This is a genomic window from Pseudomonas sp. ANT_H12B (assembly GCF_008369325.1).
In the GTDB taxonomy this organism is placed as follows: Bacteria; Pseudomonadota; Gammaproteobacteria; order Pseudomonadales; family Pseudomonadaceae; genus Aquipseudomonas.
In genome coordinates, this window is sequence record NZ_VOBI01000006.1 from 22,804 (window position 1) to 44,093 (window position 21,290).

Sequence of the window (21,290 nt, forward strand, 5' to 3'; positions counted from 1 at the left end):
GGCTTCTCGGGGACGGCGTTTTCGGATCAGCTGCGTGCAATGACAGCTCACAGACGCTGCTGGGGGCGGTTAATCATTGGTTAATCGCCGCCGCCCATTGTGCACCTCACCTGCACAGGGATAAGGCTTACCCATGCGTCGACTGTTTTTAATTTTTGTTCTCTTGATCTCGGGTATGGCCCAGGCTGGGAGCAATCCGTTCCAGACCAAACCTGAGTTTCTCCCCGTCGACAAAGCGTTCATCTTCAGCTCCGAACGTCTCGAGTCCGGTGAAACCCAGCTCTATTGGCAGATTGCCGACGGCTATTACCTGTACCAGCAACGCCTGAAGTTCGATGGATTGCCCTCGGAGCACAAGCCCGCATTGCCTGAAGGCGAAGCCCACAGCGACGAGTTTTTCGGTGAGCAGCAGGTTTATCGCCAAGGCCTGGAACTGAAGATTCCGGCGGGTGCCAGTGGCCAGATCAAAATAGGTTTTCAGGGTTGCGCTGATGCTGGGCTGTGTTATCCGCCGCAAACTCAGGTGGTGGATCTGGGCGGCAACTCAGCCACGTCTGCGACAAACGAAGCACCCGATCAGGCCTTGGCCAGCGACCTGCAGCAACGGGCGCTGGGCTGGAGCCTGTTGGTGTTTTTCGGCCTGGGACTGCTGTTGGCGTTCACCCCTTGCTCATTGCCGATGCTGCCCATTTTGGCCGGTTTGATCGTCGGCAGTGGTGCCACGCCCAAACGCGGTTTCGCACTGGCCGGCAGTTATGTGGTGAGCATGGCGCTGGTGTATGCGGCGATGGGCGTCCTGGCCGCGCTGCTCGGTGCGAACCTGCAGGCACTGCTGCAAAATCCCTGGCTGCTGGGCAGTTTCGCCGCGGTGTTTGTACTGTTGGCGTTGCCGATGTTCGGCTTCTTCGAACTGCAACTGCCGGTGGCCGTGCGTGATCGGCTGGAAAATGTCTCACGCAATCAGCGCGGCGGGAGCCTGATCGGCGCCGGCGTGTTGGGCGCATTGTCCGGTTTGTTGGTAGGGCCGTGCATGACTGCCCCATTGGCCGGTGCATTGCTTTACATCGCCCAAACCGGCAACGCGCTACACGGTGGGCTGATTTTGTTCGCCATGGGCATCGGCATCGGTATACCGCTGTTGCTATTGGTGACCGTCGGCAGTCGCTTCCTGCCCAAACCCGGCGCCTGGATGAATCTGCTCAAGGGCATCTTCGGTTTCCTGTTCCTCGCCACCGCGTTGCTGATGTTGCGCCCAGTGCTGGATGAATCGCTATGGGTTGGTTTGTGCGGTGGGTTGCTGTTGATTGCCGCATATAGCGCGTGGAAGCAGTCGGATGGTTTCGGTCGCGTCGCCCATCTGTTCGGTGCCAGTTCGTTGTTGCTGGGCGTGTGGGGCAGCCTGTTGATGGTCGGTGCCGCCGGGGGCAGCGATGATTTGTTCAAACCGTTGCAGGTCTACAGCGGCTCAAATTCCAGCCGTGCCGCAAGCGCTGTAGGTCACGACGCCTTCACCACCATCAAGGACCCCGCTGCCCTGCAACGGGAACTCGACGCGGCACGCGCTCAAGGCCAGTGGGTGCTGCTGGACTACTACGCCGACTGGTGCGTGTCGTGCAAGGTCATGGAAAAACAGGTATTCGGCAAACCCCGGGTACTCGAAGCCTTGAGCGACGTGCGCTTGCTACGGCTGGACGTGACCGCCGACAATGCCGCCAGCCGCGAACTGCTCGGCCGTTATAAAGTGCCGGGGCCACCGAGCCTGCTGTGGATCGGCACCGACGGCATCGAGCGTCGCAGCCAGCGCATCACCGGCGAGGTCGATGCCGACACTTTCCTGCAACGCTGGACCACCACCCGAGACGCCCGTTAATGCTGACCTTTACCCTCGGCACCTTTGCCATCGCGCTTAATCACCTGCTGCTGATCAGTGCGCTGGCGCTGGCGACCTTCGTCGGCTGGCGGGTGGCCAAACGCGGTGGCGAGAATCCCGAGTCGGCGCTGTTCAGCCTGTTCCTGCTCGGCATGCTGGCAGCGCGAGTTGGTTTCGTGGCCGTTTACTGGGCCCATTACCGCAACGATCCGTGGCAGATGATCGACCTGCGCGACGGCGGTTTTCTTGCCTGGCCAGGCGTGATCGTGCTGTTGCTCGCCACCGTGTATCGAGGCTGGCGTCGACCGGGTTTGCGCCGCCCCTTGGGCTTCGGGGTGAGCAGCGGTTTGGCGTTCTGGCTATTGGCGACTTTCTCCCTGACGATTTACGAGCAAGGCACGCGCCTGCCGGAAATTACCCTGCGCAATGCCGCCGGTGAAACCGTGCAACTGGCCGACTATAAGGGCGGTCCCTTGGTCATCAATCTTTGGGCCACCTGGTGTCCGCCGTGTCGCCGGGAAATGCCGGTGCTGGAAAACGCCCAGCAACACCGCCCGGACCTGACCTTTCTGTTCGTCAATCAGGCCGAAAGCATGCAAAGCGTCAGCACCTTTCTGGAAACCCAGGGCCTGAGCCTGTCCAACGTGCTGTTCGACGGTAGCGGTCGATTGGGCCAGGCCGTCGGCTCCATGGCATTGCCGACTACGCTGTTCTATAGCCCCGACGGTCGTCTGTTGGGCAGCCATCTGGGCGAGTTGTCGGAAGCCAGCCTGGCCCGCGCCCTGGAAAACTTCGACAGCCCTTCTCCTGCCGCACCGGCCACCTCTTCAAGGAAATTGCCATGCCCCGCCTCCGCCATTTGCTGACGCTGACACTGGGCGCCGCCCTGCTGCACCTGCCGTCGGTACAGGCCGAAGAACTGCCCGAAGCGATCAAGAAGATCGAAGCCAAAGGCGCGAAAATCGTCGGTCAGTTCGATGCACCCGACGGCTTGCGTGGTTATGCCGCGCAATACCAGAACCGCGGCATGGCGCTGTACCTGACCCCGGATGGCAAGCATGTGCTGCTGGGCAATTTGTATGACGCCGAGGGTAATGACCTGAGCTCCGCCCCCTTGCAGAAACTGGTGTACGCGCCGATGGCCAAGGAAGTCTGGGGCAAAATGGAGGCGAGCAACTGGATCGCTGACGGCAAAAAGGACGCTCCGCGCGTTGTTTATATGTTCAGCGACCCGAACTGCCCTTACTGCAACATGTTCTGGGAACAGGCCCGGCCGTGGGTGAAGGCCGGCAAAGTGCAGCTGCGACACATCATGGTCGGCATCATCCGTGAAGACAGCCCGGGCAAATCCGCCGCGCTGCTGGCCGCCAAGGACCCGAGCAAAGCCCTGGAAGAACATGAGAAGTCCGGCAAAGGCAGTTCGCTCAAGGCTCTGAAAGACGTACCACCCGCGATTCAGGCGAAGCTCGCCGCCAATATGCAACTGATGGAAGACCTCGAGTTGTCCGCGACCCCGGCGATTTTCTACATGGACGACAAGGGTGAGTTGCAACAGCAGCAAGGCGCGCCGTCGCCGGACAAACTAGCGAAAATTCTCGGGCCCAAGTAGTACAAGTGATCGTTCCCACGCTCTGCGTGGGAACGATCTTCACCCGCGTTCAGCCAGAAACTTCAGCAACGCCTCGGTGACGAACGTTGGGTTTTCCAGATTGGAGATATGCCCCGCCTCCGGCACCAGCACATACGGGCAACCGATCAACTCGGCCATTTCCTTCGTTTCAGACGGTGGTCGAGGTTTGTCTTGATCACCACACATCACCAGCGTGGTTTCAGGATTCAACTCGCCCAGTCGCGGCAACAGATCATCACGACCAAACGTAATCCGCCCCATCGGTACGATGCTTTCGCGCAGACGCTCAGGCGGCAGCGCGGCCAGTCTGGCGCGGAAATCCTGATACAGCGCCGACTGCGGATCGATGCCGGGACGGAAGAAAATCGGCACCACGATATCGAGCAACTGCGGCGAGATCACGCCGGTGTCTTCGATCTGTTTGAACAGCGAGAAATAGTATTGGCGAGTCGGTTCCGGCTCGACACCGACATAGGTGTCCATCAACACCAGACCGTTAAGCCGCTGCGGTGACGACAATGCCAAACGCACGCCCCACATGCCTCCGACCGAAAGACCGACCAGCGTGACCCGATCGATATCCAGATGATCAAGCAGTGCCAGTGCCTGGCGCGCAATGTCATCCAGTGACTGTGTGCACTCGGGCATCTGCCCGGATTCACCATGGCCCCACAGGTCCAGAGCTATCACGCGGTATTGCTGCGACAGGGCGGTAATTTGCGGCACCCACATGGCCTGCTCCCAGAGGTAGCTTCCAGCCAGCAGAACGGCAGGGCCGGTGCCTTGATCAATGTAGTGAAGGGGTTGTCCATCAACCGTAACGAAGGGCATTGACTGTCTCCTTTGTGAATTGCGATCCACCCAAAAAAGCACAGGCAGCCTGAGCCGGTCCGAAGCGACAGTCAACGCGCAAATTCGCGCAAATTTCAATGACGCCATCGCGGGCAAGCCCGCGATGAGGACTTAACAGACGCTAGAGAACTACAACCCCTCCAACTCCGCCATCAAATCGTTAAGACGATCCACCTTCTCCTCAGTGATGTCGCTCGCCGCCAATCCATCAATGTATTCCGCCAACTCCGCCACCGTGCTGCACTCGAACATCGCCCGCAGAGGCACATCACGTTGCAGGGCTTTTTGCACCCGCGAGGCGATTTGCGTCGCCAGCAGCGAATGCCCACCCAGCTCGAAGAAATTGTCGCGAATACCGACCTTCTCGACCTTCAGCACTTCGGCCCAGATATCGGCCAACGTCTGCTCCAGTTCATTGCGCGGTGCCTGATAGTCCTGGCTCTGCAGCTGGCCGATCTCCAGCGCCGGCAGAGCCTTGCGATCAAGCTTGCCGTTGGCATTCAGCGGCATCCGCTCAAGCCATAGCCAGTGCAGCGGCACCATATATTCCGGCAATTCGGCGCGCAGACGTTGCTTGATGCGTTCCAGTCGCTCGGTTGGATTGAGCGTCGAATCCGCCGCAACCAGGTACCCAACCAGATGCTTGCCGTTCACCCCTTCCTGCACACCCACCGCCGCTTCGCGGACTTCCGGCTGCTCATGAAGACGTGCCTCGATTTCCCCCAGTTCGATGCGGTAACCGCGGATTTTCACTTGATGGTCGATGCGACCAACGTACTCCAGCACGCCGTCACTGCGACGGCGAGCCAGGTCGCCGGTGCGATACAAACGATCTCCCGGCGCGCCAAACGGGTTCGGCACAAACACCTGAGCGGTGCGCAACGGATCACTGACGTAGCCACGGCCGACGCCTGTACCGGCGACGCACAATTCACCCACTGCACCCAACGGCACCAGCTCCAGCGCACCGTCGAGCAGGTACAAACGGTTGTTGTCGGTCGGCGTACCAATCGGCAAATAACTGCCGCGGGTCGAGGCCGGATCGACGCGGAAGAACGCCACGTCATCCGAGCATTCCGCCGGACCGTAAGCATTCACCAGACCAATCTGCGGGTAACGCAGCAGCCACTGGTTGGCCAACTCTGGCGGCATCGCTTCACCGGTCGGCAACATCCAGCGCAGGCCATCGAGGCTCATTCGTTCCTGGGCGAGCATGCCCTGAATCAGCGACGGCACGCTTTCCAGCACGGTGATGCCCTGGCTCTGAACATGGGCCAGCAACCCTTGCGGATCATGGGCGATGGTGTTCGGCACGATGTCCACCCGAGCGCCGAACAACGGTGCGGCGAGGAACTGCCAGACCGAAATATCGAAGCTTTGCGAGGCGGTTTGGGCGATCACATCTGTCGTACTCAGGTTCAGGTACGGCACCTTGCTCAATTGGTTATTGAGCATGCCGCGCTGCTCGACCATCACACCTTTGGGCAAACCGGTGGAGCCCGAGGTGTAGATCACGTAAGCGAGGTTGTCCGGGCCGCTGTAGATGCCCGGGTTTTGCACCGACGCATCGCTCGCTTGCACCTCTTCCCAGACCAGCAATCGAGGTCGATGGGCACAACCGAACTCATCCAGCAGCGCGATCGCTTGCTCACGGCAGGCCTGGGTGCAGACCAGCAACGGCGTGCGGCTCAGGTCGATGATCCGGCTCAGGCGCTGACTCGGCAGGCCCGGGTCCAGCGGCAGATACCCCGCGCCAGCCTTGAAACTGCCGATGATCATACCGAGCAAATCGAGGTTACGTTCAGCGAGTAACGCCACCGGTTGATCCAGCCCGACGCCCGCGGCGATCAGCGCATGACCGAGACGGTTGCTGCGTTCATTCAGCTCGATGTAGCTGTGCAACCGGTCGAGGCAACTGGCGGCAATCCGCTGCGGATGCTGAGCAACCTGAGCCTCAAACAACTCGACATAGCTTTGCTCCAGCGGGTAATCGTGCTCGCTCTGATTGCAACCATGGATCAGGAAGTCCTGCTCCTCGGCACCCAGCAGCGGCAGATCAGCCATGTCGCCGTGGAAACCTTCCACCAAGGCCAGCAGCAAGCGCTTGAACTCACCGAGCATGCGTTCGATCGTGGACTCATCGAAGTAACGCTGGTCGTAGGACAGGTGCAGGCCAAGGTCATCGCCCGGATAGCAGACCGCCGTCAACGGGAAGTTGGTGTGGGTGCGGCCCGAATCCGAGGTGGCGTTGAGGCTTTGTGCACGGTCCAGTACCGAGACTTCCACCGGGGCGTTTTCGAACACGAACAAGCTGTCGAACAACGGCTGGCCCTTGGGCAACTCGCTGTTTTCCTGAATGCTCACCAGCGGCAGGTATTCGTACTCGCGCAGTTGCATGTTGCTGTCGAGCAAGTCGCTGAGCCACTGGCGAACGCTGCAACGCTGATCGTCCTCGGGCATTTTCACCCGCAGCGCGATGCTGTTGATGAACAGCCCGACGGTGCGTTGCATCTCCGGCATGTCCACCGGACGTCCGGCCACCGTGACACCGAACAACACGTCGCGATCACCGCTCAAGCGCCGCAATACCAAGGCCCATGCTGCTTGGGCGAAGGTGTTGATGGTCAGCTGATGGGCCTGGGCCAATTCGCGCAATTGCGCACCGTCGCAGGCATCAAGCCGCGTGTAGCGATCCCCGACGATCATGCCGCCGCTTTCGCCGGCATGCTCACGCAGGAACGGCCGGTCACTCGGAATCGGCGTGGTGCGCTCGAAGCCTTGCAGGTTGGTTTTCCACCACTGCCGCGCTTCGGTCAGGCTCTGGCGTTGCAGCCAGCCAATGTAGTCGCGATAACGTGGCGGCACAGCCAGTTGCGCCTCGCGACCTTCACCGAGGGCGGTGTAGATTTCAAAGAAATCGTTCATCAACAGTGAGCGGCACCAGGCATCGATGAGGATGTGGTGGTTGCTCATCATGAACCAGTAGCGCGCCGCGCCGACCTTGATCAAGCGCAGGTGAAACGGTGCCTGGTTGAGCAAATCGAAACCGGCTTCGCGCTCGCTTTTCAGCAGCGCTTGCAGCTTCGGCTCTTGCTCGGCTTCGGCGATTGCGGTCCAGTCCAGAGACTCGATCGGCGTGCTGCCCGGTTTGTGAATCACTTGCAGCATGTCTTCGCCGACGTTCCAGCAAAACGACGCGCGCAGGGCTTCGTGACGGGCAATGACCGCTTGCCAGGCCTGGGCGAAACGCTGCGGATCGAGCTCGCTGTTGATGCGGTAGCGATCCTGCATGTAGTAGAGACCGGTGCCTGGTTCCAGCAAGGTATGCAGCAACATGCCTTCCTGCATCGGGGTCAGCGGATAGACATCTTCAATGACGGCGGCCGGAATCGGCAGCGCATCGAGTTGCGGTTGAGTCAGTTTCGCCAGCGGGAAGTCCGACGGTGTCAGGCCGCCCGCATCGTCGTGCAGGCAATGTTCGATCAGGCGCTGCAACTCGCCGAGGTAGGCATCCGCCAAGTCGGTGATGGTCTGCGGGTCGTGGCGTTCGGCGCTGAAGGTCCAGCGCAGCACCAGTTCACCGCCGTAGACCTGACTGTCGATGCTCAGATCGTTGGGCAACGGGGCGTGTGGATCGTGGGCCGCGCCGACCGGCTCGTCCAGCGGACGGAACAACGCGTCGCTGCCGAAGCTCTGATCGAACTGACCGAGGTAGTTGAAGGTGATCGGCGCCACCGGCAATGTGGCCATGGCTTGACGACTCAGGTCATCGGCCAGATAACGCAGCACGCCATAACCCAGCCCTTTGTGCGGCACCGCGCGCAGTTGTTCCTTGATCGCCTTGATCGAGGCGCCCTGCCCGTTCTCTGGTGTCAGCCGCAGCGGATACGCGCTGGTGAACCAGCCCACGGTGCGGGTCAGATCGATCTCGTCAAAAAGCGCTTCACGACCGTGGCCTTCCAGTTGAATCAGTGTCGATTCATGACCGCACCAGCGGCACAGCACGCGGGCCAATGCGGTCAACAACAAGTCATTGACCTGAGTGCGATAAGCGCTCGGCGCCTGTTGCAGCAATTGACGGGTACGCTCGCTGTCGAGGCGCACGCTGACAGTGTGCGCATGACCGTTCTGCCCGCCACCCTCGGGGCGATCACACGGCAATTCAACGCTTTGACCGGCCAGTTGCGACTGCCACCAGCTCAGCTCTTCGCGCAGGGATTCGCTGCCGGCATACGCTTGCAAACGCGCAGCCCAGTCCTTGAAGGCACTGGTTTTCGCTGGCAGTTTTGCCGGCTGCCCCGCGTCCAGTTGGCGATACACCGTTTGCAAATCGTCCAGCAACACCCGCCACGAAACACCGTCCACCACCAAGTGGTGAATGGCGATGAACAGCCGTTGTTGCCCTTCGGGTCCATCGACCAACAAGGCACGCATCAACGGCCCTTGTTCCAGATCGAGGCTGCGCTGGGCATCGGCGAACAGCGCGGTGCACTTGTCCATAGATGAGACGCGCACCTGCCACAGCACCGGGATATCGGAGGTCACCTGGTGCTCGGCATGCCATTGAGCGTCGATTTTGCTGAAGCGCAAACGCAAGGCATCGTGCTGCTCGATCACCGCCAGCAGCGCTTGCTCCAGGCGATGAGGTTCCAGCGTTACGGTCGGCTCCAGCAACAACGCCTGGTTCCAGTGCTGACGCTCAGGAATATCCGTGTCGAAGAACCAGTGCTGGATCGGCGTCAGGCGCGATTCACCGGTCAACAAACCTTGTTCGGCCGTGACCTGCTCGCTGCGGGTCGCTACGGCGGCCAGCGTTTGCACGGTCTGGTGCTGGAACAGATCGCGAGGGCTGAAGTGAATGCCCTGCTGCCGCGCGCGGCTGACCACCTGGATCGACAGAATCGAATCGCCGCCCAGTTCGAAGAAGTTGTCGTTGAGGCCGACTTGTTCGACGTTCAGCACTTCGCACCAGATGCCGGCCAACGTCAGCTCAAGCTCGTTGCTTGGCGCCACATAATCCTGACGGTTCAGCTCCGGGTCCGGCGCCGGCAGTGCGCGGCGGTCGAGTTTACCGTTGGCGGTCAGTGGCATGCTTGCCAGCAGGATCAAGTGCGTGGGCACCATGTAATCCGGCAACTGGGATTTGAGGTGATTCTTCAGCGCTTCGCGCAGGGAGGCTTGCCGGGCTTCGTCCTGCTCGACAACGTCGGTCACCAGATAGCCGACGAGTTGTTTTCCACTCGGTGCATCGAGTGCCAAAACCACGGCCTCACGCACGGATTCATGTTCCAGCAATCGAGTTTCAATCTCGCCCAGCTCGATGCGGAAACCACGAATTTTCACTTGATGGTCGATGCGTCCGAGGTACTCCACCCGACCATCGGCGCGCTGGCGCACCAGGTCGCCGGTGCGATACAGACGCCCGCCATTGGCCGCAAACGGATCAGCCACAAAACGCTCGGCCGTCATGCCCGGACGTTCGTGATAACCCTGCGCCAGACCGGCGCCACCGACGTACAACTCGCCGGTCGCGCCTTGCGGCACCAACGCCAGATCGGCATCGAGGATGTACGCCACGCGAGCGCCAATCACACTGCCGATCGGCACGCTGCCCAGGCCTTCTTCCAGTTGCTCAGGCGCCAGGCTCGCCAGCGGCATGACCACGGTTTCGGTCGGGCCGTAAGCGTTGAAGAACAGGCTCGGTTTGAACGCCGCGCGAATCCGTTGCAAGTGTTCGCCGGTCAGGGCCTCGCCGCCGGTGATGCACATGCGCACCGGCAGGGCCTCGCCTTGGGTCGCCAGCCACTGCGCCAGTTGGCTGCCATAGCTTGGGGTGAAACCGAGAATGTTGATGTTGTGCCGACGAATCAGTCCGCAGATTTCTTCGGCGTCCCATTGGCCCTGGGCACGCAACACAACCTGAGCACCACTCAATAGCGGCACCAACAGACGCTCGGTGGCGGCGTCGAAGTTGATCGAATAAAAATGCAGTTCGCAGTCGTCCGGGCGCATGCCGAAACGTTCGATTACTGCTTGGCAGTGCATGGCGATTTCACCGTGGGACACCACCACACCTTTCGGTTTACCGGTGGAGCCCGAGGTGTAAATCAGGTACGCCTGATGCTGCGGCAGGCTGATAAACGGCAGCTCAGTGGCCGGGTAGTTGGCCAGTTCTGCGGCGTCTTCTTCCAGGCACCAACGGGCCACGGTGGGCGGCAGTTCGCCGAGCGCTTCGAACATTGCCGCATCGCTGAGCAGCAGGCCGATACCGCTGTCTTCGATCATGTAATGCAGACGATCCAGCGGGTATTCCGGGTCCAGCGGCACATAAGCGCCACCCGCCTTGAGAATCGCCAGCAAGCCGACGACCATCTCCAACGAACGCTCCAACGCCAAACCGACGCGAACCTGCGGGCCAACGCCACGCTCGCGGAGCATCCATGCCAGGCGATTGGCACGGCTGTCGAGTTCGGCGTAGCTCAGGGTTTGCCCGGCGAAGGTCAACGCCGGTGCATCCTTGCGCACCAGCGCCTGTTCACTGAACAGGTGATGGATGCACTGATCCAGTCGATGTTCGCCCGGTTCGACGCCAAGGCTGTCGAGCAGGTTTTTCTGTTCGCTCGCTTCCAGCAACGGCAGCTCACTGAGGCGCTGTTGCGGATCGGTCAGCAGCGCTTCCAACAGATTGCGCCAGTGCCCGGCCATCCGTGCAATGCGCGGCTCGTCGAACAGATCGGTGCTGTACGTCAGGCAGCAACCGAGGCGTTGGTCAAGGTCGGTGACTTCGAGGTTGAGGTCGAATTTGGTCGCCCGGGCATCGTTGGCCAGGTACTCGACCGTCATCCCGGCGAGGGTGCGGCTCTGTTGGAATTCCCAGCGCTGAACGTTGCACATCACCTGGAACAGCGGGTTGTACGCAGCGCTGCGCGGTGGCTGCAAGGCTTCCACCAGATGATCGAACGGCAGGTCCTGATGGGACTGACCTTCGATCACCGTGTGGCGAACCTGCTCGAACAATTCACCGACGGACATCTGCCCGTCGAGCTGGCAACGCAATACTTGAGTGTTAAGGAACGCGCCGATCAGGCCTTCGCTTTCCGGGCGAATCCGGTTGGCCACTGGCGCGCCGATGCGCAAGTCGGTCTGGCCGCTGTAGCGGTAAAGCAGCACCGCCAGCGCGGCGGTCATGGTCATGAACAGGGTCAGACCGTGTTGCGCGTTGAAGGCGCGGACCCGTGCGGCGAGGTCATCGCTGAGGTCGAAACGGAACAATTCACCCTGGTGACTTTGCACCGGCGGACGCGGGCGATCACCCGGCAATTCCAGCAGCGGATGTTCGCGGCCCAGTTGCGCGGTCCAGTAATCGAGCTGGCGTTGGCGCTCCCCGGACTCCAGCCACTGACGCTGCCAGACGCTGTAATCCAGGTATTGCACCGGCAGCGGTGCCAGCGGCGATTGGCGGTCATCGACGAAGGCTTCGTAGAGTGCGCTCAGTTCCCGGGCGAAGATGTCCATCGCCCAGCCTTCGGTGACGATGTGGTGCAGGGTCAGTACCAGGTAATGTTCCTGCTCGGCGGTCTTGACCATGCAGGCGCGCAGCAGCGGTCCCGTTTCCAGATCGAACTGCGTGTGGGCCTCGCTGTCGGCCAGTTGCTGAACCCGTTGTTCACGGCTGTCGGCATCCAGCGCAGAGAAATCCTTCCAGTCCATGCGCATCCCGGTGTGCGGGTGAACCTGTTGCCGGGCCACGCCGTCAATGCTCGGGAAGGTGGTGCGCAGGGTTTCGTGGCGCATGATCAGCGCTTGCAGCGCCGCTTCGAAACGCCCGACATCGAGCCCCCCGCGCAGCCGCGCCATGCCGCCCACGTTGTAGGCCGGACTGTCCGGCTCCATCTGCCAGAGGAACCACATGCGCTGTTGGGAATAGGACAGCGGCACCGGTTGGCTGCGGTCGACCTTTTCGATCGGTGGCTGTTTGTTGGTTTTGCCGCTGACTTGAATCAGCCGCACTTGTTCGGCAAACACACCCAGTTCACTGTTCTCGAACAACGCTCGCAGCGGTAACTCGACGTCGCAGGCCTGACGGGTGCGGGAGATGATTTGCGTGGCCAGCAAAGAATGGCCGCCGAGGGCGAAGAAATCGTCACTCAGGCCGAGTGTTGCCAGCCCCAATACTTCGCGCCAGATGCCGGCGATTTGCTGTTCCAGTGCAGTGACCGGTTCGACGTGCTCGCGCACTTGCCACTGCGGTTCCGGCAAGGCACGACGATCGAGTTTACCGCTTGGGCTCAGGGGCATTTCGTCCAGTCGCATGAGCTGCGCCGGGACCATGTATTCCGGCAATTCTGCCGCCAGCGCGGTTTTCAGGCGGGTGGTTTGAGCGTCTTCGGTTTCGCTGGTTTCAGTGGCGGTGTAGTAGCCGATCAACTGTCCACCGGCCGCTGTTTCGCGCACCAGCACCACGGCTTGAGCGACGCCGTCCTGGGCCAGCAATCGCGCTTCGATTTCTTCCGGTTCGACGCGAAAGCCCCGCAGTTTGACCTGCTGATCGAGCCGGCCGAGGTATTCGATCACGCCGTCGGCGGTCCAGCGCGCGCAGTCGCCAGTGCGGTACAGACGCGCGCCCTGCTCACCCAATGGATCGACGACAAAACGTTCCGCGGTCAGCGAAGGACGACCGAGATAACCTCGGGCCAGGCCGATGCCGCTGATGCACAGTTCACCCGGCACGCCGGCCGGCACTGGATTCAGTTCGCTGTCGAGCACGCGGCAGATCACATTGCCCAAAGGCTGGCCAATCGGCGAGCGTTCGCCATCGGCCGCCGTGCAGTGCCAATGGGTGACGTTGATTGCGGTTTCGGTCGGGCCGTAACGGTTGTGCAATTGAACGGCAGGCAATTGTTCCAGCACACGGTTTCGCAGTTCAGCGGGCAAGGCTTCACCACCGGAGAACACACGGCGCAGGCTGGTGCATTCGCTGGATAGCGGCTCGTCGATGAACAACGCCAGCAATGGCGGCACGAAGTGCAGCGTGGTCACGCCGTATTGCTGAACCAGCTGCGCGATGCGGTGTGGATCGCGGTGCTCGCCGGGGCCGGCGAGCAGCAAGCGGCTACCTGTGATCAGCGGCCAGAAGCACTCCCACACCGACACGTCGAAACTGATCGGGGCCTTTTGCATCAGCACGTCGGTTTCGTTCAAGCGATAGGTGCTCTGCATCCATTGCAAGCGCTCGACGAGGGCTGCGTGGGTGTTGCCGACGCCCTTCGGTTGGCCGGTGGAGCCGGAGGTGTAAATCACGTACGCGAGGTTGTCACCGTGCAGGTGCAGGCCCGGCGCCTGGCTCGGCCAGCTCTCCAGATGCAGGGCGTCCATGGCGATCACGCTGACGCCGTCGGTGGCCGGTAAACGGTCAAGCAATTGAGTTTGGGTCAGCAACAACTCGACGCCGCTGTCACTGAGCATGTAGGCCAGACGCTCGGTCGGGTAATCCGGGTCCAGCGGCACGTAGGCGCCACCGGCCTTGATGATCGCCAGCAGGCCGATCAGCAACTGCGGCGAACGCTCGGCCGCGATGGCCACGCGCACGTCGGGGCCGACGCCTTTGTCGCGCAGGTAATGGGCCAGGCGGTTGGCATGGGTGTGCAGTTCAGCGAAGTCCAGGCTGCCGCCGTCCCATATCAATGCGGTGCGTTCCGGGGTCTGGCGCGCCTGCTCGTTGAGCAGTTCCGGCAACCATTGGCTGGCGGGTGTGCACGGTGCGGCGCTCCACAGCGCTTGCTGATCGTGTTCGCTCGGGGTCAGCAATTGAAGGTCGCCGACCGTGGTTTCCGGTTGTTCGCAGATGGCCCGCAGCAGGTTGGCGAAGTGCTCGGCCAGACGCTCGATGGTCGCGGTGTCGAACAGTTTGCTGGCGTAGTCGAAGGACAGACTGAGGCGACCGTTACGATCTTCTTCGCTGTGCAGTTGCAGGTCGAACTTGGCTTCACGGCTGTGCCACGGCAACTCTTCGACCAACAGCCCCGGCAAGCGGCGCAGTGCGCTCAGATCCCGTTGCTGGTGGTTGAGCATGACCTGGAACAGACCTTGTTCACGAGCTTGCGGAAAGGCTTCGAGCAGTTGTTCGAACGGCAGGTCCTGATGGGCTTGCGCACCCAACGCGGCCGAACGGGTTTGCGCCAACAGTTCAACAAATGGCAGCCGTGGATCCACCTCGGCGCGCAGCACTTGGGTGTTGATGAAGAAGCCAATCAGCCCTTGGGTTTCCAGGCACGGACGGTTGGCGTTCGGTACGCCGATGCGGATGTCGCGCTGACCGCTGTAGCGGTGCAGCAGGCTCTGGAATGCGGCGAGCAGCAGCATGAACGATGTGGATTCATGGGCCTGGGCAGTCTGGCGAATGGCATCGCTCAGGGTCGCGCCCAGTTGTATGGAATGGCGGGCGGCACTGTGAGCATGGTGCGCCGAGCGCGGATGGTCAGTGGTCAGACTGAGGGTCGGGTGTTCATCGCCCAGCTGTGCTTTCCAGTAAGCCAGCTGCCGCTCGCCCTCGCCTTGCGCCAGCCATTGGCGCTGCCAGCTGCCGTAATCGGCGTACTGGGTTGGCAATGCCGCGAGCGTCGCTTTTTGTCCTTGGGAAGCGGCGGCGTACAAGCGCGAGAACTCGTCGATCAGCACATTCAGCGACCAGCCGTCGGCGATGATGTGGTGCAGCGTCACCAGCAGTTGGTGATCTTCATCGTCGAGGCGTACCAGGGTGACCCACAGCAGCGGGCCTTTTTCCAGATCGAATTGAGTGCGCGCCTCGTCCTCACGGATTTGCAGCGCTCGCGGTTCACGTTCGGCGACAGGCAAATCGCTGATGTCGATCAATTGCAGATTGAATTCGGCGGCGGCATCGACCTGTTGCAGCGCCACGCCGTCACGCTCGAAGAACCGCGTTCGTAGGGATTCGTGCCGCTCGATCAGGTGCTGGAAACTGCTGCGCAAGGCGTCTTCATCCAGTTCACCGCGCAGGCGCAAGGCACCGGGAATGTTGTAGGCGCTGCTTTGCGGGTCAAGTTGCCAGGTGATCCACAAACGGTTTTGTGCCAGGGATTGCGGCATCGGTTCGTTGCGCGACAGCGGGGTGATCGCGCCTTGCGCCAGGCCGCCATCTTGTTGCAACTGAGCAACAGCGGCGGTGAACGCGTCAAGGGTTGGCGCTTCGAACAACAGGCGCAGGTTCAGCTCCAGAGCGAGTTCTTCGCGCAGCCGCGCAACCACTTGAGTCGCGGCGATGGAGTTGCCGCCGAGCAGGAAGAAGTGATCGTCGGCGTTGATCTGCTTGACCTGCAATTGCTCGCACCAGATCTGGCCGATCAAGGTGTGCAGCTCAGATCCCGATTCAGTGTTTGCCTCGCTTTCGGCGACCGCCGAAGGGAACAGCGCATAGCTGTCGAGGCTACCGTCCACCAGGCGATTGCGGCACGCCGAACGTTGCAGTTTGCCGCTGGAGGTCTTGGGCAGTGCGCCCGGATTGAGCAGCACCACGACACTCGGCGCTTCCTGGTACGCCTCGGCGACAGCTTGGCGGATGGCTTTGATCAACGCGTCGGGCGGGAGGATTTTTTGCATGCTGCGGCTGATTTCCGCCGCGATGCCGATGCCTTCCTGACCCTCGATGTTAACGGCGAACGCAGCGACACGACCTTTGCGCACCACCTCCACTTCACGCTCGATGGTCTGCTCGATGTCCTGCGGATAGAGGTTGTGACCGCGAACAATCAGCATGTCTTTCAGGCGCCCGGTGATGAACAACTCACCCTTGCGCAAAAAGCCCAGGTCGCCGGTGCGCAGCCAGGTACGGCCAGCGTGCTGAACGAAGGTTTTGGCGCTGGCCTCAGGGTTACGCCAGTAGCCGTGGGCGATGCTCGGCCCGCTTGCCCAGACTTCGCCGACAGCGTTGTCGGCCAATTCGTTGAGCGCTAACGGATCGACAATCAGCACCGCGTGATCCGGCTGGCTGATGCCGCAGCTCATGATCGCGCTGCCCTCGCCGGGCTCGGCACGGTTCTGCGCCAGGGCTTGATCATCCACGCGCAGGTTGCCAATGCCTTGACCACGAGGGCTGCCGGCCACGAACAGTGTCGCTTCGGCCAGACCGTAGGAGGCCATGAAACTGTCCGGGGTGAAACCGCACACTGCGAACTTCTCGGCGAAACGTTCCAGCGTATCGAGGCGGATCGGTTCGGAGCCGGAATACGCCACGCGCCAACCGCTCAGGTCGAGTCGCTCCAGAGCCGACTCGCTGACCCGCTCACTGCACAGGCGATAGGCAAAGTCCGGCCCGCCGCTGATGGTGCCACCGTACTCGCTGATCGCTTCCAGCCAGCGCAACGGCCGGCCGAGGAAGTAAGCGGGCGACATCAACACGCACGGCACGCCGCTGAAAATCGGCTGTAACAGACCGCCGATCAACCCCATGTCGTGGTACAGCGGCAGCCAGCTGACGATCACGTCGTCAGGGTTCAGATCGATGCCGAAGCCGTGACGAATCAGCAGTTCGTTGGCCACCAGGTTGCCGTGGCTGACTTGCACACCTTTAGGCAACGCGGTGGAACCGGAGGTGTACTGCAAAAAGGCGATGTGATCGTCTTGCAGATCCGGCGCAACCCAACGTTCGGCCAGAACGCTGTCGAGGGTGTCGACACACAGCAGCGGCGGCGCGCCTTCAATTTGTTGCAACGCATCGCGCAGTCCGGAGCTGGTCAGCAACAGACGCGGCTCTGCATCGCTGATGATCGACAGCAGACGGTCCTGGTGATGACGTTTAGCCGACTCCGGTGGATAGGCAGGCACCGCGATCACACCGGCGTACAGGCAGCCAAAAAACGCCGCGACATAATCCGGGCCGCTCGGAAACAGCAACACCGCGCGATCACCCAATTCAGCCTCTGCCTGCAACGCGCCGGCAATGGTGCGTGCGCGCTGATCCAGCTCTCGATAGCTGAGCACCACAGCCTGATCCTGGGTTTCGGCGAGAAAACGCAAGGCCACCCGGTCCGGCGTCAGGGCCGCGCGGCGCTGAAGGGCTTGGACCAGTGTGCTGGGGAGTTCGAACGCGTCGGTCATGAGGTTTCCTGCCTGAATTCGGCTTGCAAGTGGAATCGGGTTTCTTACGTCACGCCCAGTCGAGGGCATGCAGGACGCGGTCTTCGCCGACCGCGCAAGGCATTGGGAGTGCTGCTGCGACCGGGACTGCTGCCCGGACCATTCACCAATGAGAACGGATGACGTCTTGAAATAATTAGTCCGCGGGCGTGATCGCCAACGGGGCTGCGGTGCGGCAGCGTGTCGCAGTTCTCACTCTGCACCTTTGAGGAGCATTAATTCTATTTCTCAATTGACAATAATTATCATTCAACATAATTTGTCGCTCGAAGTGGAGGACGGCGCAGGTTGCTTGTCGTCCCGCTAACCTATTTGCAGCAAGGTGATTCCATGACGGAACAAGTATCCACGAGCAGGTGCGATTCACCGCTACTTCAGGCATTCGTCGACAATCGACTGATTCTGGTCAAGATTGCAGCCCGTATTACCGGGTGCCGTTCGCGCGCTGAAGATGTGGTGCAGGATGCGTTCTTCAGGTTGCAATCAGCGCCGCAGATCACGTCCTCGTTCAAGGCCCAGCTCAGTTACCTGTTCCAGATCGTGCGCAACCTGGCGATCGATCACTACCGCAAACAGGCGCTGGAGCAAAAGTATTCGGGCCCTGAAGAAGAAGGCCTGAATGTGGTGATTCAAGGCGCCTCGCCGGAAACCTCGCACATCAACTTCTCGACGCTGGAACACATCGCCGACGCGCTGACCGAGCTACCCAGTCGCACCCGATATGCCTTCGAGATGTACCGCCTGCACGGCGTGCCGCAAAAGGACATCGCCAAGGAGCTTGGTGTATCGCCGACTCTGGTGAACTTCATGATTCGCGATGCACTGGTGCACTGCCGAAAGGTGTCGGGCAGTCGTGTGGATACCTATGCTCGCCGCTAAGATCTGAAATCTGCATCGCCCCTTTCGCGAGCAGGCTCACTCCCACATTGGATCTTCAGTGAACACACAATTTGTGAGCACCAGAGATCAACTGTGGGAGCGAGCCTGCTCGCGAAGGCTGACTCAAGACCGCAACAGATCTTGAGCCTTACACCTCAAGCCAACTTGCACCGATCAAAAAACCGCTCACGCCCCAGCCCCATCAACGCCGCGCGCTTGTGCGGAAAGTCGAATTCTTTCTCGCAGTGAAAACCCTGGCTCTGCATATGCCCGATCATCTTCGCGTTGTCGGCGCGAGGCTCGGCAACCACTCGTTGGGTGCGCGGATCGTCCAGAAACAGGTAATGCACCAGCGCCGATAACCAGCTCGCCACCTTGTGCGGGCCGCGGTGATTTTCTTCCCCCACCAACATGTGAATACCCCGGTCGTAATCGCCCGCCTCGTAGAACGGTGCGATGCGATCTTCCTTGGCCCAGTAGGCTTCAAAGTAGGCAAACGGTTGATCGTCGAAACAACCGATCAGCGTCAGGGCGTGAGGATCGACGTCGAGTTTGCTCAGGTACTCTCGATGCTGATCAAGACTGCCCTCCTCCTGCCAGAAACTCGCCACGCGCGGGCTGTTTTGCCAGCGATTGAAACGCGCCAGGTCCAAATTGATGTCAACGGTGCGCAGGGAAATCCAGGCACCCAGTCGCGCATCGAAACGCCGATAGACCTCACCCTGCGGCTTCACCGGTCGCAGCGGATGACGCTTGCCGCCACTGATGACCATTTGCTGCGGATAACTCGGTGTCAGTGAGGCGCCCAGCCAAGGCTGAGGCAACTGCCAGAACAGCGTGCGCTCGCAACGATAGTGGCCGACGATTTCGGTGGAGATCAGCAAACCACTGAGCAGTGCTTCAGTAGGGACTTCATCAAGTTGCCAGGTCAGGTGGTGGCAGGCGGGATCGCGGGCAAACAACCAATAACAAGCCGCCCAGAATGCCTGACCGTCAGGGCGGCCGAAGCGTGCCTCTACCCGCACCTGCAATTGCGGCTCGCGAGTCAGGCGCAGCTGGATCAGCGGCAGCCCTTTTAGGCTGAGACTCAGTCGGCTTGCGGTTTCATCAGCTACAAGACTGTTTCCTGTCGGCAAGGCCAGGGCAGTCAGGTCATTCAGATTGGACATGGGTCGGGCTCACGTTAATCGTCGACAGTTCAACGATGTGACGTGAGCCCGTGCGGGAAATTTAAGAGAAGTCGGTAAATACGCGACCTGTGGCGCGATCTCAGTTGCCCAGGACCGGCACCACGGCGATTTTGTACGGGTCGAAAATCTTCAGCATCTGGCCATTGTCGCGCAACCCTTGCAGCAACTTGCCGAATGCCACGCCGCTGATCGGTGCGACAGGACGGAGGATGGCGTAGTGGTGATAGACCTGATCGATGCGCTGGGACACCAGCAACTGTTCGCCGACTTTCTCGTTACGCAGCAGGTAATCGCTCAGGTAAGAGCGCGTCACCAGAGCAACGTCTGCACGCCCGCGCAACACCATCAACAGGTTGCTGTCATGGGAATAGGTCAGCGTGGCGTTGTAGTTTTGCGCGAGATATTTTGGATCGGCATTGAAGTTGGCGAATTCGTAGTGATAACCGCTGAACAGCGCCAGACGTTTGTTGGTGAGGTCGGAAAAGTAGTTTTGCTGGCGAACCGGTTGGCCATCGGTTTGGCGTTGCGCGACAAATATCTCGACGTCCTCCAGCCCCATGTCGACGGTGGTGTGAGGGATGTCCTTCCATCCCCAATTCGGATTCTCGAAAATCGCCATGTCCACCCGGCCTTGTTTGAAGTCACCAAAGCGCCGTGGAATGGAGGTGGGTACCAGCACAAACCGATAGTCGCTTTGCAGGGCATTGAGCGCCTCGACCAGTTGCGGCAACAGGCCGGTGTCGGCACCGGTTTCCGGGCGCACGGTATAAGGCGGGAAGTGTGCGGCACCGATCCGCACCAGTTGCGAACCCTGGGACGGCACCAGCCATAACGCCGCGAGCGTCGCCAGTAAAAGCTGCGAAGCCATCCGAATTGGCGAAGACATCAAAACAACCTACTCCCCGAGAAAATACGCATCAATGCATTCAAGCTAGGTGGATTCGGCCACTTAGCCAGTTTCCTTCTGACTTGGAAAGCTATTGTTTCTCTTCCAGCACCAGAATCAACGCCTCATCAGCCAATTGATCAAGGCTCATGCTGCCGCCCGTGCGAAACCAAGTAGTGGTCCAGGACAGTGCTCCGGTCAGAAAGCGGCGGGTAACAAACACATCCCCGCGGATGAAACCGGCGTCCTTCGCTTCTCCCAGCACCTGTAGCCAGAGGGCTTCATAAATGTCGCGCAGCGCCAACACCTGCGCCTGCCCGCCTTCAGACAGTGAACGCCATTCATACACCAACACCGCCATAGCCTCGCCGCTGCCGCCCATAATCGACTGCAATTCGCAGCGGATCAGCGCCAGAACCCGCTCGCGCACACTGCCTGCCTCGGCGAGGGCTGAACGCATCAGGGCAGTGTTGTAACGAATGGTTTCCTCCATCACGGCCCGCAGGATCTCGTCCTTGCTTTTGAAGTGATGAAAAATGCTGCCCGACTGAATGCCCACCGCGCCGGCCAGATCGCGTACGGTGGTGCGTTCATAACCTTTGTTGCGGAACAGGTGAGCCGCCACTTGCAGCAGTTTGCCGCGGGCGCTGTCCGGATCGGTCAATTGGCCGTTGTCGACCAATTCGCGCATCACCCTCAGGGCTTTTTGCTCGTCCACCCGTTCTCTCCTACAGTCGATCAATCAAATGCGCCGTTCGCCGCTAAAACAGCGGGGTTGCCGGGCAATTTAAGCTGGCCGGGGCGACCAAGCAAGCGCTCGGGAAGATGATA

At 60.7% G+C, this 21,290-nt stretch carries 9 protein-coding genes; 4 read left to right on the forward strand and 5 right to left on the reverse strand.

The window, feature by feature from the left end:
- The first annotated feature begins 133 nt into the window (after positions 1-133).
- The 3 genes from dsbD to dsbG are packed head-to-tail and all read left to right on the forward strand — an operon-like array spanning position 134 to position 3,479.
- Complete coding sequence (gene dsbD, locus FQ185_RS11220) at positions 134-1,870, forward strand: protein-disulfide reductase DsbD (RefSeq protein ID WP_149417496.1); 1,737 nt, start codon at positions 134-136, stop codon at positions 1,868-1,870.
- On the forward strand, positions 1,870-2,736 hold the full coding sequence (locus FQ185_RS11225) for a TlpA disulfide reductase family protein (protein ID WP_149417497.1): 867 nt from the start codon (positions 1,870-1,872) through the stop codon (positions 2,734-2,736). The genes dsbD and FQ185_RS11225 overlap by 1 nt, the downstream gene beginning before the upstream one ends.
- On the forward strand, positions 2,712-3,479 hold the full coding sequence (gene dsbG, locus FQ185_RS11230; protein WP_149417498.1) for a thiol:disulfide interchange protein DsbG: 768 nt from the start codon (positions 2,712-2,714) through the stop codon (positions 3,477-3,479). The genes FQ185_RS11225 and dsbG overlap by 25 nt, the downstream gene beginning before the upstream one ends.
- A gap of 39 nt (positions 3,480-3,518) precedes the next feature.
- Here dsbG and FQ185_RS11235 read toward each other — a convergent pair whose 3' ends face one another.
- Together FQ185_RS11235 and FQ185_RS11240 are read right to left on the reverse strand one after the other, a co-directional pair.
- Positions 3,519-4,331 carry an alpha/beta fold hydrolase gene (locus FQ185_RS11235; protein WP_149417499.1) on the reverse strand — a complete coding sequence of 271 codons (813 nt, stop codon included), beginning with the start codon at positions 4,329-4,331 and terminating at the stop codon, positions 3,519-3,521.
- A gap of 150 nt (positions 4,332-4,481) precedes the next feature.
- Positions 4,482-17,465, reverse strand: coding sequence for a non-ribosomal peptide synthetase (locus tag FQ185_RS11240; RefSeq protein ID WP_149417500.1), 12,984 nt, complete (start codon positions 17,463-17,465; stop codon positions 4,482-4,484).
- Between the two features lie 369 nt (positions 17,466-17,834).
- On the opposite strand from FQ185_RS11240, the gene FQ185_RS11245 reads away from it, so the two are divergent.
- Positions 17,835-18,383, forward strand: coding sequence for an RNA polymerase factor sigma-70 (locus FQ185_RS11245; RefSeq protein WP_149417501.1), 549 nt, complete (start codon positions 17,835-17,837; stop codon positions 18,381-18,383).
- A 155-nt stretch (positions 18,384-18,538) separates the two neighbouring features.
- On the opposite strand, the gene FQ185_RS11250 is transcribed toward FQ185_RS11245, so the two are convergent.
- The 3 genes from FQ185_RS11250 to FQ185_RS11260 form a co-directional block, all read right to left on the reverse strand.
- Positions 18,539-19,552, reverse strand: a complete 1,014-nt coding sequence (locus FQ185_RS11250; RefSeq protein ID WP_149417502.1) for a GNAT family N-acetyltransferase — start codon at positions 19,550-19,552, stop codon at positions 18,539-18,541.
- Between the two features lie 100 nt (positions 19,553-19,652).
- Positions 19,653-20,459 (reverse strand): ABC transporter substrate-binding protein, encoded by an 807-nt coding sequence (locus FQ185_RS11255; protein WP_178113525.1) that lies wholly within the window; start codon positions 20,457-20,459, stop codon positions 19,653-19,655.
- Positions 20,460-20,550: 91 nt separating this feature from the next.
- Complete coding sequence (locus FQ185_RS11260; protein ID WP_149417504.1) at positions 20,551-21,177, reverse strand: TetR/AcrR family transcriptional regulator; 627 nt, start codon at positions 21,175-21,177, stop codon at positions 20,551-20,553.
- Positions 21,178-21,290: the final 113 nt, after the last annotated feature.

Bases quoted from the DNA above. Each gene is read 5' to 3' on its own strand.
- dsbD (WP_149417496.1), top strand. From the start codon at position 134: ATGCGTCGACTGTTTTTAATTTTTGTTCTCTTGATCTCGGGTATGGCC.
- FQ185_RS11225 (WP_149417497.1), top strand. From the start codon at position 1,870: ATGCTGACCTTTACCCTCGGCACCTTTGCCATCGCGCTTAATCACCTG.
- FQ185_RS11245 (WP_149417501.1), top strand. From the start codon at position 17,835: ATGACGGAACAAGTATCCACGAGCAGGTGCGATTCACCGCTACTTCAG.
- FQ185_RS11240 (WP_149417500.1), bottom strand. From the start codon at position 17,465: ATGACCGACGCGTTCGAACTCCCCAGCACACTGGTCCAAGCCCTTCAG.
- FQ185_RS11235 (WP_149417499.1), bottom strand. From the start codon at position 4,331: ATGCCCTTCGTTACGGTTGATGGACAACCCCTTCACTACATTGATCAA.
- FQ185_RS11255 (WP_178113525.1), bottom strand. From the start codon at position 20,459: ATGTCTTCGCCAATTCGGATGGCTTCGCAGCTTTTACTGGCGACGCTC.
- FQ185_RS11250 (WP_149417502.1), bottom strand. From the start codon at position 19,552: ATGTCCAATCTGAATGACCTGACTGCCCTGGCCTTGCCGACAGGAAAC.
- dsbG (WP_149417498.1), top strand. From the start codon at position 2,712: ATGCCCCGCCTCCGCCATTTGCTGACGCTGACACTGGGCGCCGCCCTG.